This window comes from Minwuia sp. IMCC3060 (genome assembly GCF_029909435.1).
Taxonomy (GTDB): Bacteria; Pseudomonadota; Alphaproteobacteria; order Minwuiales; family Minwuiaceae; genus Minwuia.
The window spans coordinates 2699335-2714146 of record NZ_CP123782.1; the positions used below are offsets into that span (position 1 = coordinate 2699335).

At 64.2% G+C, this 14812-nt stretch carries 11 protein-coding genes; 10 read left to right on the forward strand and 1 reads right to left on the reverse strand.

Annotated features, from left to right (window positions below):
- The first annotated feature begins 131 nt into the window (after positions 1 to 131).
- From QGV54_RS12675 to QGV54_RS12690, 4 genes are all read left to right on the forward strand, one after another.
- Complete coding sequence (locus tag QGV54_RS12675) at positions 132 to 1520, forward strand: hypothetical protein (RefSeq protein WP_281016453.1); 1389 nt, start codon at positions 132 to 134, stop codon at positions 1518 to 1520.
- Positions 1521 to 1555: 35 nt separating this feature from the next.
- Positions 1556 to 2677, forward strand: coding sequence for a glycosyltransferase (locus tag QGV54_RS12680; protein ID WP_281016452.1), 1122 nt, complete (start codon positions 1556 to 1558; stop codon positions 2675 to 2677).
- Positions 2674 to 4425, forward strand: coding sequence for a carbamoyltransferase C-terminal domain-containing protein (locus QGV54_RS12685; protein WP_281016451.1), 1752 nt, complete (start codon positions 2674 to 2676; stop codon positions 4423 to 4425). Before QGV54_RS12680 ends, QGV54_RS12685 begins: the two co-directional genes overlap by 4 nt.
- 247 nt (positions 4426 to 4672) lie before the next feature.
- Complete coding sequence (locus tag QGV54_RS12690; RefSeq protein ID WP_281016450.1) at positions 4673 to 5467, forward strand: heme ABC transporter ATP-binding protein; 795 nt, start codon at positions 4673 to 4675, stop codon at positions 5465 to 5467.
- Positions 5468 to 5482: 15 nt separating this feature from the next.
- Here the strand turns inward: QGV54_RS12690 and QGV54_RS12695 are convergent, their stop codons facing one another.
- Positions 5483 to 6403, reverse strand: a complete 921-nt coding sequence (locus QGV54_RS12695; RefSeq protein ID WP_281016449.1) for a LysR family transcriptional regulator — start codon at positions 6401 to 6403, stop codon at positions 5483 to 5485.
- Positions 6404 to 6529: 126 nt separating this feature from the next.
- On the opposite strand from QGV54_RS12695, the gene QGV54_RS12700 reads away from it, so the two are divergent.
- The 6 genes from QGV54_RS12700 to QGV54_RS12725 all read left to right on the forward strand — a co-directional run bounded on the left by QGV54_RS12700 (position 6530) and on the right by QGV54_RS12725 (position 14808).
- Positions 6530 to 8140, forward strand: coding sequence for an ABC transporter substrate-binding protein (locus tag QGV54_RS12700; protein WP_281016448.1), 1611 nt, complete (start codon positions 6530 to 6532; stop codon positions 8138 to 8140).
- 55 nt (positions 8141 to 8195) lie between these two features.
- Positions 8196 to 9221 carry an ABC transporter permease gene (locus QGV54_RS12705; RefSeq protein ID WP_281016447.1) on the forward strand — a complete coding sequence of 342 codons (1026 nt, stop codon included), beginning with the start codon at positions 8196 to 8198 and terminating at the stop codon, positions 9219 to 9221.
- On the forward strand, positions 9218 to 10081 hold the full coding sequence (locus QGV54_RS12710) for an ABC transporter permease (protein WP_281016446.1): 864 nt from the start codon (positions 9218 to 9220) through the stop codon (positions 10079 to 10081). Before QGV54_RS12705 ends, QGV54_RS12710 begins: the two co-directional genes overlap by 4 nt.
- A 3-nt stretch (positions 10082 to 10084) precedes the next feature.
- Positions 10085 to 11716, forward strand: coding sequence for an ABC transporter ATP-binding protein (locus QGV54_RS12715; protein ID WP_281016445.1), 1632 nt, complete (start codon positions 10085 to 10087; stop codon positions 11714 to 11716).
- A gap of 20 nt (positions 11717 to 11736) precedes the next feature.
- A complete protein-coding gene (atzF, locus tag QGV54_RS12720) occupies positions 11737 to 13527 on the forward strand; it encodes an allophanate hydrolase (protein ID WP_281016444.1) in 1791 nt (596 codons plus the stop codon).
- A gap of 159 nt (positions 13528 to 13686) precedes the next feature.
- On the forward strand, positions 13687 to 14808 hold the full coding sequence (locus QGV54_RS12725; RefSeq protein WP_281016443.1) for a BMP family ABC transporter substrate-binding protein: 1122 nt from the start codon (positions 13687 to 13689) through the stop codon (positions 14806 to 14808).
- Positions 14809 to 14812: the final 4 nt, after the last annotated feature.

Consider the following 14812-nt stretch of genomic DNA (forward strand, 5'->3'; position numbering starts at 1 on the left):
GGCTGACAGGCGTGGCTATCTCCAAAGGGCATCTGGCGAACACCGGCCCGGACAGGGGTGCCCGGTGCCCCCAGGACAATGGCCGATGCCTTGACCATCACCACCTTCTGGCATTGATCGAAAGCAGTTGCATGACGGCAGTTGAGAATTATCACGGTTCAGACGGTGACCTGGCTTCGCATCGTACATCCGGCTATGCCGATCTGGTGGTTGGCGCAGCGGTCGCGCTTGTCGCGCTGATGTCCGGTGTCGAAATCCTGATGGCACTCGGCCTTGGTCTCTTCGCCTACTCGCTTTACTGGTTCATCGATACAACAGGTAAGGAAGTCGCCATTGGCGCCGTGGTTTCGATGATTGCCACCGCACAGTGGATTGTCGGACCCTATCTGGCCTATTACCACGATGCCGTTACTTACAAGTACAGAATGTACGTTGACGAGGAAACCTACTCCCTCTACATCGTTCCGTCGTTGTTCCTGCTCGTATTTGCAATTCGTTTTTTCGCGCCCAAGATCAGCATCTTTCAAATTCGAAATTATATCGTCAATACGTCGCTTCTGAGTTCGAGAAATATTTACTATATTTTTGCGATTGGAGCCATTACACAGCTATCCGTATCAAGTCTCCCATTTTCTCTTCGATTTTTCATTTTCCTGTTCTCTCAATTTGCATTTATTGGCGCCATCTACATGATGGTTCTCGGGATGCGATTCCGCTGGGTATGCCTGATTACTGCGTTTCTTCTTCAGGGAATGAATTCGCTCGATTACAGCCTTTTTCACATTTTCCTGCTCTGGTCCGCACTTATCGCGTCTTATATCTGCGCAGAACTACGGCTGAATTTTACCACGAAGCTTGCTGTTCTGGTCCTGAGTGTACTGCTTGTGGCGCAGCTTCAGGCAGCCAAGTCCGAATATCGTCTCCGCATCATTCAAGATCCCGGTAGTGCCGGAATCTTTTCACTAATGGACGCCATGGTGGAGAATTCCCTCTTCCAGAATTCCGCATTCTCGTCGACAAGCACCGACTATGGACAGCTGAATGCCCGCCTGAATCAGGGATGGATCATCAGCGCCGCGATGAACTATGTCCCCTCGGTTCGCGAATTCGAGAACGGAGAGACAATTGTGCGCGCATTCCAGGAAAGTCTTCTGCCGAGATTCCTGTTCGAGAAGCGCGACATCAAGGTATCTGACGGATTCGAGAGGTACACCGGGCTGAAGGTTTCCAGCGACACCTCTTTCGGCATCAGCGTCGTGGGCGAGGCCTGGGTCAATTTTGGCTACTACGGCATCATCTTCATGGGATTCTTTGGCACATTCTATGGCCTGATCCTGAAGACGATCGTCATCATTGCCCGAAGATTTCCCACGGTAATCTTCTGGATACCCCTGATATTCCTGCAGGCGACCAAGGCCGAGACCGAGAGCGCCATCGTGCTGAACCACATCGTCAAGTCAGGAGCTCTGGTCGCGATGTTCTACGTCTTTGCCTACAAGGTTCTGAAGTGGCGCATCTAGACCTTCGGCGTCATCGACCCGGCTGACTGCAGCTGATGCGCATCTTCATGTCGTCGGGCAGTTTCGACCGCAGCTATGGAGGTCCGGCCTACTCGGTTTCCAGGCTCGGCCGGGCGCTGGCCGATGCGGGTGCACAGGTCGGTCTCTGGGCACCGGATGGCAGCGCCGTTGGCTCCGACGTCATCCAGGTCGCCGAAGGTCAGGGTGATGACCGGCTGTCCCGGCTCGACGGGGCCCTGCCGACGGCGCTCGAGACATTCGGAGAGGTCGACGTCTTTCATGACAGCGGCCTGTGGTGGTCCCACAATCACGCCATCAGCCGTCATGCGCGGCAGGCCGGGAAACCGGTCGTGGTCAGCACCCGTGGCATGCTCGCCCCCTGGGCAATGCGCCACAAGTACTGGCGCAAGAAGGTCGCCTGGCAGCTTTACCAGCGCCGGGACCTGATGCGCGCCACCGCCATCCACGCGACATCGCCGGAGGAGGCAGGCCACGTCGCCGCACTGAACCTCGGACACACGGCCGCGCTGATCCCCAACGGGGCCGACCTGCCGACCGAAGCTCCCTCACCCGGGACAGCAGCCCGGACAGCACCGCGGAAGGCTGTCTTCCTGGGGCGCCTGCACCCGGTCAAGGGACTGCCGCTGGCACTGGAGGCCTGGAACGCCGTACGGCCTGATGGCTGGGTGTTCGAGATCGCCGGACCGGATGAGGACGGCTATCGCGCGGTGCTGCAGGACCTGATTGCAAAGCATGCCCTGGACGACTGCGTCAGGCTGATCGGCGCGGTTGATGGCGACGCCAAGACGGAACTGCTGCGTGCCGCCGACCTCTTCGTGCTGCCCAGCCACTCGGAAAGCTTCGGGATGGTGGTGGCGGAGGCGCTTGCCCACAGCCTGCCGGTGCTGACGACCCAGGCCGTACCGTGGCCCGACCTCGAACGGATCGACTGCGGCTGGCGCGTGCCTGTCAGTGTCGCGGGCCTCACCGACGGCATATCCGCGGCAACCGCCCTATCCGATGCGGCGAGGATCGCCATGGGCGGCCGGGGCCATGATCTGGTTCGCACGCAATACAGTTGGGAATCGGTGGCAATGCGGTTTCTCGATCTCTATTCCTCCGTTCAGGCCGGATTCAAGACAGGAAGAGTTGCATGATCATCCTTGGCGTGAACGCCTTTCACGGGGACAGCTCCGCCTGTCTGATCCGTGACGGCAAGCTGGTCGCCGCGCTGGAGGAGGAACGCCTCCGCCGGATCAAGCACTGGGCGGGGTTCCCGTCCGAATCCATCCGCTATTGCCTGGACGAAGCGGGTCTGGGACTTGGCGATGTCGATGTGCTGGCCGTCAACCAGGACAGTCGCGCGAGTCTGCCGCGCAAGATCGGCTATGTGCTGCGCAAGCGTCCCGATCTGAGTCTGGTGCTCGACCGCATCCGCAACCGCCATGCCCGACGCAGCCTGCCTGAACTGATCGATGAAGCCTTTCCGGGAGAGACGTTCACCGGCGAGATCCGCAATATCGAACACCACCGCGCGCATCTTTCGTCCGCCTTCCACGTCTCTCCGTTCGAGGAGGCGACCGTCATTTCCGTGGACGGGTTCGGCGACTTTTCCAGCGGTGCCTGGGGGATCGGGCGCGGTACGGAGATCAGCATGGAGGGGAAGGTCTATTTCCCCCATTCGCTGGGCATCTTCTATCAGGCGCTGACCCAGTTTCTCGGCTTCCGGCACTATGGCGACGAGTACAAGGTCATGGGCCTGGCCCCCTACGGCAAGCCGGACCTGATGAACGAGATGCGCCAGATCGTGAAGCTGCAGTCTGATGGCGGCTACCAGCTCGACCTGCGGTATTTCCGTCACCACAAGGAAGGCGTGCAATATGAGTGGAAATCCGGCATCCCGGAAGTCGGCACCCTGTTCTCCGACGCTCTGGAGGGACTGCTGGGCCCGGCCCGGGAGCCGAAGGCGGAGATCGGCCAGCGGCACTATGACATCGCCCGCTCGGTACAGGCGATGTACGAGGAAGCCTTCTTCAACATGCTCAACACACTGCAGCCGCGCCACGGTCTGAAGACCCTGTGCCTGGCCGGTGGCTGCGCCATGAACTCCGTCGCCAACGGCAAGGTGCGTCGTCAGACAGCCTACGAGAAGGTCTATATCCAGTCCGCAGCGGGCGATGCCGGGGGTGCCATCGGTGCCGCCTATGCCGCCTGGCATGACACCGGGGCGCCACGCAGCTTCGTCATGGATCACGCCTACTGGGGTCCCGACTACGATGCGGCGGCGGTGAAGGGCGTACTGGACGACAACAGGGACGCCATCTCGGCCGCCGGTTGCAGCGTCACGACCCATGACCGGGAAAGCGACCTCTGTACCCGGACCGCGAAGGCCATCGCCGATGGCAAGGTCATCGGCTGGTTCCAGGGTCGGCTGGAATGGGGGCCGCGGGCGCTGGGCAACCGCTCCATCCTCTGCGACCCGCGCCGAGGCGACATGAAGGCGGTGCTGAACGCCAAGATCAAGAAGCGGGAGAGCTTCCGCCCCTTCGCGCCCTCGATCCTGTCAGAGCATGTCCCGGACTGGTTCGAGGAGGACGACAACGTCCCCTTCATGATGCAGGTCTTCCAGATCCGCGAACCGAAGCGCAGCGAGATCCCGGCTGTGACCCATGTCGACGGCTCCGGGCGGCTGCAGACCGTGCATCAGTCGGCCAACCCGCGCTACCACGCGCTGATTTCCGCCTTCGGTGACCTGACCGGTGTGCCGATCCTGCTGAATACCTCGTTCAACGAGAACGAGCCGGTGGTCTGCCGCCCGCAGGAAGCGCTGGACTGCTTCCTGCGCACCGACATGGATGTTCTGGTGCTGGGCGACACCATCATCGAACGCCAGCGCGACGCCTGATCCGACATCGATTGACGGCGGGCCGCGCAAGGACAGCGGGTCCTGACCCGATGCAGGGCGGGGCGTTGATTCACACGCTCCCGACAGCCTGCCAGTCGATCTCCGCCGGCCCCTTTCCCCACCCCCACTGACGTAATTCCTGCCGAGGCCCACCGTCCCGCGTGGTCCTGCCCATCGGCGTGGTCATGAGCCTGGCAGGTGGCCCGTTCTTCATCTGGCTGCTCTGCCGCCGACGGGGGATCCTTTGATGCGGGTCATCGAGGTGGCGGGCCTTTGCATCCGGCGCGACTGCAAGATGCTGATCGACAATGCCGACCTCGGCATCCGCGCGGGGGAGGTAACGACCATCCTCGGTCCCAACGGCGCGGGCAAGTCCACGCTGCTGCGCTGCCTGTCCGGGACCATGCGCCCCGATCGGGGTCGCGTCCTGTTCAACGGTCGTGACCTCAGCGACTACACGGCATCCGAGCTGGCCCTGCACAGGGCGGTGCTGGGGCAGGAGGGACAGCTCGCCTTCGGCAGTTCCGTCACGGACGTCGTCAGGCTGGGCCGCATCCCGCATGCCGGTCGCTCGACGCGCCGGACCGACCTGATGGCCGTCGCTGAAGCCATGCAGATCGCCAATGTCGAACATCTGGCGGACCGAAGTTTCCTCACCCTCTCCGGCGGCGAGAAACAGCGGGTGCACCTCGCCCGCACCCTCTGCCAGTTGCTCCCCTGGCGTCCGTCGGGCGCCGCGCCACAACTGCTGTTCCTGGATGAACCCACCAACAACCTCGACCTCTCGCACCAGCATGTTGTCCTGCGCCATGCCCGGAAACTGGCAAGGGGCGGGCTCGGTGTGGTGATCGTCCTGCATGACCCGAACCTCGCCATCGCCTATTCGGACCAGATTGTCCTGATGCAGGCGGGGCAGATCGTTGCGGCAGGTCCGACCGATGAAGCGCTTACCCCGGAACGGCTTTCGAGGGTCTATGGCATTCCGATGCGCCGGATCTCCCACCCCGACTACGTGCACGACCTGCTGGTCCCGGCGGAATAGTGCCAGACACGCCTGTCAGTTGGTGTCCGCCACGGACTGGGACACCTGGGTTTCCAGATCCTGCGCCAGCTGCCGCGCGAACAGGGCAGAGGCAATCGGCAGGGTCCGGCCCCGCACCTGGCCGAGCAGCAGGTGACCGACAGGCACGTCGCGGGTGGAGAGCGGGCGAATGGCCAGCCCATGCTGCGGCCCGGCATCCAGGCCAATCGGAATCTGGAACGCCACGGCCTTCTCGTGCAGCACATAGTGGCGCATGAAGTCGAAGGACTCCGCCTCCACGATGGGCGACAGCCGTCGCGTGCCGCGTCGTGACGCCTGGTCCAGCAGATGCCGCACCCCATACTCGGCGGTGGGCAGCACGTGCGGACAATCCAGGCAGTCGCGCAGCCTCAGTTCATCCTTCTCTGCCAGCGGATTGTCTGCAGCCATCACCACCTGAATCTGCTGCGGGATCGAGCTCAGAACCTCGAAATCCACCAGCACCACCGGCTCGAACACCAGCGCAAGGTCGCTGCTGAAGGTACTCAGGTCACGTTCCGCCGCCTCCCGGTCGCGCACCTTGACCTCGAAGGTCACGCCGGGATGTTCATGGCGGTAGGCCGCGATCTGTGCCGGCAGGAAATAGGGCAGCAGTGCCTGCGAACAGGCTATCGACACGTGACCGCGCCTGACCCCGGCCAGGTCGGCCACCTGCGACTGCACCCGCACCAGATCGGATACCTGGGACCGGATGTGCTGGATCAGCAGTTCCCCGGCCGGGTTGAGGCGCACCCCCCGCGGCAGCCGCTCGAAGATCTCGTAGCCGAATTCATCCTCGAACCGCCGGATGCGCCGGTTCAGGGCAGAGGCTGTGATGTTCACATCCTCCGCGGCCTTGCGGATCGATCCAGCCCGCATGACGGCCTCGATCAGGCGGAAGGTCTGCAGATGGCGCATCGCGATTGCTCCCGAGTGGTTCATTTATTGAACCGGTTCTGTGAATTAATAGCAATAGAATGACATACCCTAAACTCCTAGCGTTTCTGCAGTGCAGCATTCCTGACCTGGCAAGGAGACGAGGGCATGACCCTGACAAGGCGCGAACTACTGAAAATCGGCGGTGGCGGTGTTCTGGGTGCCGGCATCCTGCCGTTCCTGAAGGTCCTGCCCGCAGCCGCGGCAACGGACGACGTGATCGTCGGAGTGCATGGGCAGACCATCAACTCCCTCGACATCCACCGCACGGGCACCAACCGACCCAGCTATCAGGTCGCGGTGAACTGCTACGACCGGCTGGTGTCCTTCGGCACCAAGACCACGCCGGACGGCGGGCTGTCCTACGACTATTCGAAGATCGAACCGGAGCTGGCGGAAAGCTGGACCATCTCCGACGACGGCCTGACGATGACCTTCAAGCTGAACCCGAAGGCGGTCTTCCAGGACGGCTCCAGGGTAACGGCGGAGGACGTCAAATGGTCCTTCGACCGCGCCGTTTCGGCGGGTGGCTTCCCCACCGTGCAGATGAAGGCCGGCGGGCTGGTCCGCCCCGACCAGTTCACGGCAGTCGATGACGAGACCTTTGTCATCACGCTGGATCGGTCGTCGAAGCTGACGCTGCCCGATCTGGCCGTGCCGGTCCCCTATATCCTGAACTCCCGCATCGCCAAGGCCAATGCGACCGCCGATGACCCCTGGGCCATGGAATATGTCCACAAGAACACCATCGGTTCCGGCGCCTACAAGGTGGTGCGCTGGGATCCGGGTCAGCAGCTGGTCTATGAACGCAACGACGCCTGGACCGGTGGCCCCCTGCCCGGCATCAAGCGGCTGGTGCTGCGCGAGGTACCGAGCCAGGCCACCCGTCGCGCCCTGATCACCCGTGGCGACGCCCAGCTTTCCTTCAACATCCCCAACAAGGATGCGAAGGAACTCAGCGGCGACGTGAAGGTCTTCTCGACGCCCATCGAGAACTCGATCTACGTCGTCGGCGTGAACCACAAGTTCGAGCCGTTCCAGGACCCGGACGTGCGCAAGGCGCTCGCCTATGCCATTCCCTACGAGGAAATCTTCCAGGCTGCCGCCTACGGGCGCGGCAATCCGATGTGGGGCGGCAGCGCCGACATCGACAGCATCGACTGGCCGCGCAAGTCCCCCTACAGCACCGACATGGACAAGGCGCGCGAGCACCTGGAGAAGTCAGCCTTCGCCAAGGGCTTCGAGGTGCCCTTCTCCATCAGCCTGGGCCAGACCGACTGGATGGAACCGACCGCGCTGCTGATCCAGGAGAGCCTGGCGAAGCTGGGCATCAAGTCGGAGATCGACAAGATCCCCGGCGCCAACTGGCGCACCGCGTCCCTGGTGGAGAAGCGTCTGCCGCTGCATCTGGAAGGCTTCGGCGGCTGGCTGAACTACCCCTGCTACTACTTCTTCTGGGCCTACAAGGACGGGCATCTCTTCAACTCCTCCAACTACCGCAACGAGGAGATCGAGACGCTGGTGGACGAGACCCTGCATCTGCCCGTCGATGACCCCGACTACGCGCCCAAGGTGAAGCGCATGTTCGAGATCGCGTTCGAGGATCTGCCCCGCATCCCGCTGTGGCAGCCCGCCCTGAACGTGGCGACCAATGGTGCGACCGGCTACGAGTACTGGTTCCATCGCCAGCTCGATGCCCGCAAGCTGGCCAAGGGCTGAACATGAACCCCGGCCGCGATACCGGCACAGGATGTCCACGGACGGAGGCAGCGCAATGTCACCGCGCCTGAAGGGCATCCTGTTCCGCATGGCGCAGGCGATCCCCGTTGTCATCGGCGTTGTCATCATCGGCTTCGTCCTGACACGGGCCCTGCCCGGCGACCCGGCGGTCTATTTCGCCGGGGCCGCTGCCGATGCGGCATCCATCGCGGAAATCCGCAAGACACTGGGACTGGATCTGCCGCTGCCGCAGCAGTTCCTGATCTATGTCGGTGACCTGTTGAGCGGTGACTTCGGCGAGTCCATCTCCACCGGCCAGCCGGTGATCGCCGATCTCGCCAGCCGCCTGCCCGCCTCCCTGGAGCTCACGCTGGTGGCGTTGCTGCTGTCCTGTGCCATCGCGATCCCGCTGGGCGTCATGGCCGCAACGCGGCCCGGATCGCTGATCGACCATGCCTGCCGGGTGCTGGTGACCGCCGGTGTCTCGCTGCCGACCTTCTTCACCGGCGTCGTGCTGATCTACCTCTTCTATTACCTGCTCGGCATCGCCCCATCGCCGCTGGGCCGGTTGGACTTCATCTATATCGAACCGGATCGGATCACAGGCTTCTATCTGATCGATTCCGCGCTGGCGGGCGACGGCGAGACCTTCCTCGCCGCCCTGAGACAGCTCGTCCTGCCCGCGATCACCCTGGCGCTGTTCACCCTCGCCCCCATCGCGCGCATGACCCGCGCGGCAATGCTGGGTGCGCTCTCCGCCGATTTCGTCCGAACCGCCCGCGCCGCCGGACTGACCGGTCGCACCGTTCGCTACACCTATGCCTTCCGCAACGCGCTGCTGCCGGTGGTGACCACGCTGGGTATGGTCTTCTCCTTCACGCTTGGCGCGAACGTGCTGGTGGAGAAGGTCTTCGCCTGGCCCGGCATCGGGACCTACGCGGTGGAGGCGCTGGTGGTCTCCGACTATGCGGCAGTGCAAGGCTTTGTGCTGGCCATGGCCTTCCTGTTCGTGGCGCTGAACCTGGTGATCGACGTGACCTACACGCTGATCGACCCCCGTATCGGGTTCGAAGCGTCATGAGCGTCACGACCGCTTCCCCCGGCACCTTCAGCCACATCGGCTACGTCCTGCGCGGCAATCCGGTGACGCTGCTGTCGTTCGTGATGTTCGCCATCCTGATCATCGCGGCAGTGCTTGGCCCCCTTCTGGTGCCCTACGATCCGCTCGCGTCCGAGGCCGCGAATGCCCTGCAGCCGCCAAGCTGGGAACACTGGTTCGGCACCGACAACCTGGGTCGCGATGTCTTCAGCCGCGTCGTCATCGCCACCCGGCTGGACCTGATGATCTCCATCTCCGCCGTCACCCTGTCGCTGATGGCCGGGTCGATCCTGGGGGCGGCTGCGGGGTACTGGGGCGGCTGGCTCGATGCCGTGCTGAACCGGGTGATGGACACGATCATGGCGTTTCCGCTGTTCGTGCTGGCCATGGGCATCGTCGCCGCACTCGGCAACACGGTGGAGAACATCGTCTATGCCACCGCGGTCATCAATACGCCCTTCTACGCCCGCCTCGTCCGGGCGGAGGTCAACATCCGGCGCGAGGCAGGCTTCGTCCACGCGGCCAAGCTGGCGGGCAACTCCGACATCCGCGTGCTGGCCATGCACATCTTCCCCAACGCCCTGCCGCCGATGATGGTGCAGATGTCCCTGAACCTGGGCTGGGCGATCCTGAACGCAGCCGGTCTCAGCTTCATCGGCCTCGGTGTGCGCCCGCCGACCGCGGAGTGGGGCATCATGGTGGCGGAGGGGGCGAACTTCATCGTCTCCGGCGAATGGTGGCTGGCTGTCTTCCCCGGCCTGGCCCTGATGTTCGCCGTCTTCACCTTCAACCTGATGGGCGATGGTCTGCGCGACATCGTCGATCCCCGGCAGCGGACCTGAGCCATGCTGTCAGTCACCAATCTCGCAGTCCGCTTCCAGACCCGCCGGGGTCCCGTCGATGCCCTGAAGGGTGTCAGCCTGGACGTCGCAAGCGGCGAGATCCTGGGCGTCGTCGGCGAGTCCGGTTCCGGCAAGTCGGTGACCGCCTATTCGATCATGCGCCTGCTTGAGGCCGGCGGGCAGGTAACCGACGGCACGGTGCGCTATGGCGGCGTCGACCTGAGCGATCCCACGGAGACCCAGATGGGCAACATCCGGGGGCGGGAGATCTCCATGATCTTCCAGAACCCGCGCGCCGCGCTGAACCCGATCCGTCGGGTCGGTGACCAGATCGGCGACGTGCTGCGCCGCCATGCCCGCGCCACGCGGACCACGGCGCGGGCGGAGGCAATCAGGGCGCTGGAGGCCGTGCGCATCCGCGATGCCGCCGCGCGGGTGGATGCCTATCCGTTCGAACTGTCCGGCGGCATGTGCCAGCGTGTCGTCATCGCCCTGGCGCTGGCCTGTGATCCGAAGCTGCTGATCATGGACGAGCCGACAACGGGGCTGGACATCACCACCCAGAAGGCGGTGATGGACCTGGTGGCAGACCTGATCCGCGACCGGGGAATGAGCGCTATCCTGATCACGCACGACCTGGGCCTCGCATCGGGCTATTGCGACCGGATCATGGTGATGCGCGACGGCGAGGTGGTGGAACGCGGCACACCGCTCAGCCTGTTCACCACCCCCGACCACCCCTACACCCGCCGTCTGATAGACGCCACGCCCCGGCTGGGCGCGCAGATCCGGGAGCTGTTGCCGGTGGAGGCCCGAACCCCGCTGCCGGAACGTCGGGTAGAGGATGAACCACTGCTGGAGGTGCGGAACCTCGTCAAGACCTTCCCCTCCCGCTCAGGCCCCGTCCATGCGGTCCGCGATGTCTCCTTCACCATCAACAAGGGCCAGACCCTGGGGCTGGTCGGCGAATCCGGCTGTGGCAAGTCCACCACCTCATCGATGGTCGTGCGGCTGCTGGACCCGACCAGTGGCCAGATCATCTTCCGTGGCGAGGACCTCGCTGCAACACCGGCCAGCCGCTTTGCCCGGGACCCGCGTCGCGCCCGCATCCAGATGGTGTTTCAGGATGCCACCAACAGTCTCAACCCCCGCCACACCTCCCGCCAGTCCATCGCCGAACCGCTTCGGCGACTGGGTGACGGGGCAAGTGATGAACGGATCGCGGAACTCGCCGATCTGGTCGGCCTGCCGCTGCCCCTGCTGGACCGGTTTCCGCACCAGCTTTCGGGCGGCCAGAAGGCGCGGGTCGGCATCGCGCGGGCCATCGCGCTGGACCCGGACCTGCTGATCCTGGACGAACCCACGGCGGCGCTGGATGTCTCGATCCAGGCCGTCGTGCTGAACCTGCTGATCGACCTGCAGGCACGGCTGGGCATCAGCTACCTGTTCGTCAGCCATGACCTGAACGTCGTCCGCCTGCTGTGCGACCAGGTGATCGTGATGCAGGGCGGTTCCATCGTCGAACAGGGCCCGGCAGAGCAGGTGATGCGCAATCCGGCAACCGACTACACACGAACGCTGGTGGCCGCCGCGCCGCAGCCTCCCGCACTCCAGCAAGAAGAACAGGGGCTGTGACGGCCTGTCAGGAGACACCCATGCTTGATGATCTGCCCTTCACGCTGCCGTCTCTTCGATCGGCCTATGCCGATGGCGTCAGCCCGGTGGCAGTCATCGAGGAAGTCTACCGACGCATCGCCGAGGTCGATGATCCGGGCATCTTCATCGACCTGTTCGACCGGACGGAGGTGCTGGCCACCGTCGATGCGCTGGCAGGCATGGATCGTTCCCTGCCGCTCTGGGGCATTCCCTTCGCGATCAAGGACAATATCGACGTCGCCGGGCACGAGACCACCGCCGCCTGCCCGGCGTATTCCTACCGCGCCAAACAGGATGCGGTCTCCGTCGCGCGCCTGAGAGCCGCGGGGGCGCTGCCCATCGGCAAGACCAATCTGGACCAGTTCGCGACCGGCCTGGTGGGGGTCCGCACCCCCTACCCGGTCCCCCGAAACGCCGTCGACCCGGCAATCGTGCCCGGCGGATCGTCCAGCGGTTCCGCCGTCGCGGTGGCGCACGGCATGGTCTGCTTTTCCCTCGGCACCGACACGGCGGGATCGGGACGCGTGCCGGCTGCGCTGAACAACATTGTCGGACTGAAGCCGACACTGGGTGCCATCTCCGCCAGCGGCCTGGTGCCGGCCTGCCGGACCCTCGACACGATCTCGATCTTCGCCCTGACAGTGGAGGACGCGCACGCCGTCCTGGAAGCGGTCGCCGCCCCTGACGCAAGTGACGCCTATTCCCGCCCCGTCAGCGTCGCGCCGCTGACCCCCCTGCCGGACAGCTTTCGCGTCGGTGTGCCGGATGCGGCCACCCTTGAATTCTTCGGTGACGCCCTGCAGCAGGCGTCCTACATGTCGGACCTGGACCGTCTGGAGAAGGCCGGGGCGGAGCTGGTCCCGCTCGACTTCACGCCGTTCCATGACATTGCCCGACTGCTCTACGACGGGGCATGGGTGGCGGAGCGGCACGCGGTCATCGAGGATCTGCTGGCCTCCGCCCCGGAAGCCGTCCATCCGGTGACGCGCCAGATCATCCAGGTGGCGGAGACCCAGTCGGCAACGGACGCCTTCCGGGGCATCTATCGCCTGAAGGAACTGCGGGCCATTGCCGATCCGATGGTGGCGAGCGTTGATCTGCTGTGTGTTCCCACCATCCCGACCTTCTATTCCGTGGCGGACCTGACCCGGGACCCCATTGGTCCGAACGCCCGGCTTGGCACCTACACCAACTTCGTCAACCTGATGGACCTCTGCGGCATTGCCGTTCCGACGGCGCCGCGCACGGACGGTCGGCCGGGCAGCGTCACCCTGCTGGCACAGGCAGGACGGGATGGCTGGCTGGCGTCCGTGGCACTCGCACTGGAGCGGTCGGGGAAAGTCGGTGCAACGGCACACAGCCGCCCGACACCGGGCGTTCACGCACCCCGCCCCGGCCCGGACGAGATGGCCATCGCGGTCTGCGGCGCCCATATGGCCGGTCTGCCGCTGAATGGTCAGCTCACATCCCGGGGGGGGCGGTTCCTGCGCGCCACCACGACCGCCGGGGACTACCGCCTCTACGCGCTGAATGGCGGCCCGCCTGAAAGACCCGGACTGGTACGCGACCCGGCAGGCGGAGGTTCCGTGCCTGTCGAGGTCTGGGCCCTGCCGATGACGGAAGTCGGCAGCTTCCTGGCCGGCATCCCCGCCCCGCTCGGCCTCGGCACACTCACGCTGTCCGACGGCGAGTCGGTGACCGGGTTTCTCTGTGAAACCCATGGGCTGGCCGGTGCGCGGGAACTTGACGCGGCGGCTGGATGGCGTGGCCACCTCGCTGCAGGACGCTGAGTCCAGACCGGTGCAGAAAATGAACACATCCGAGGAATTAATAGCAAAAGACGACACCCACCACCTCACCTATCCTTTCTTCATCCGCAATCGATGCAGCCCCAAGACAGATGTGGCGGGGCAGGAACCCCTTTCCGAATCCAGGGCCAGGAGACACTCATGAACCGCAGAACCATCTCACGTCGCAGCCTTCTCAAGGCCGGTGCCGCAACAGGCGCGCTTGCCGCCGCGAGCGCCCTGCCCTTCGGTGCCGCACATGCCGCTGACCTGACCGTCGGCTTCATCTACGTCGGGCCGAAGGATGACTTCGGCTACAATCAGGCCCACGCCGAAGGGGCCGCCGCCGTCAAGGAGATGGCGGGCGTCACCGTGGTCGAGGAAGAGAACGTCCCCGAGACCGTCGCCGTCCAGAAGTCCATGGAATCCATGATCAACTTCGACGGTGCATCGCTGATGTTCCCGACCTCCTTCGGCTATTTCGATCCGCATATCCTGGCGGTCGCGCCGAAGCACCCGGATGTCCGGTTCCAGCACGCGGGCGGCCTCTGGTCCGCGGACAAGCATCCGAAGAACGCCGGTTCATATTTCGGCTACATCGGTCTCGGCCAGTACCTGAACGGCATCACCGCGGGCCACGCCACGAAGTCCAAGAAGATCGGCTTCGTTGCGGCCAAGCCGATCCCGCAGGTGCTGATGAACATCAACTCCTTCCTGCTGGGTGCCCGCGCCGTGGACCCGACCATCACCTGCCAGGTCATCTTCACCGGCGAATGGTCGCTGGCGGTGAAGGAGGCAGAGGCCACCAATGCCCTCGCCGACCAGGGCTGCGATGTCATCACCTGCCACGTCGATGGCCCGAAGGTAGTGGTGGAGACCGCTGCCGGTCGCGGCGCGTTCGTCTGTGGCTATCACGCCGACCAGAGCCCGCTGGCGCCCGCGAAATATCTCACCGGTGCCGAATGGAACTGGGCCAATGTCTATACCGGCATGGTCAAGACCATGATGAGCGGCGGCACCATCGACAACTTCGTCCGGGGTGGACTGTCGGATGGCTTCGTCAAGATGAGCCCGCTGGGTCCGGCGGTTTCCGACACCGCCCGCAACCAGTTCGAGGCGGCCAAGGCGGAGATCATGAAGGGCGGGTTCCTGATCATCAAGGGACCGATCAACGACAACAAGGGCAATGTCATTGCCCCCGCCGGCAAGGCCTTCGCCGAGGATGATATTGCGCTGGAGAGCATGGACTACCTGGTCGAGGGCGTGATCGGCTCGACTTCCTGATCCG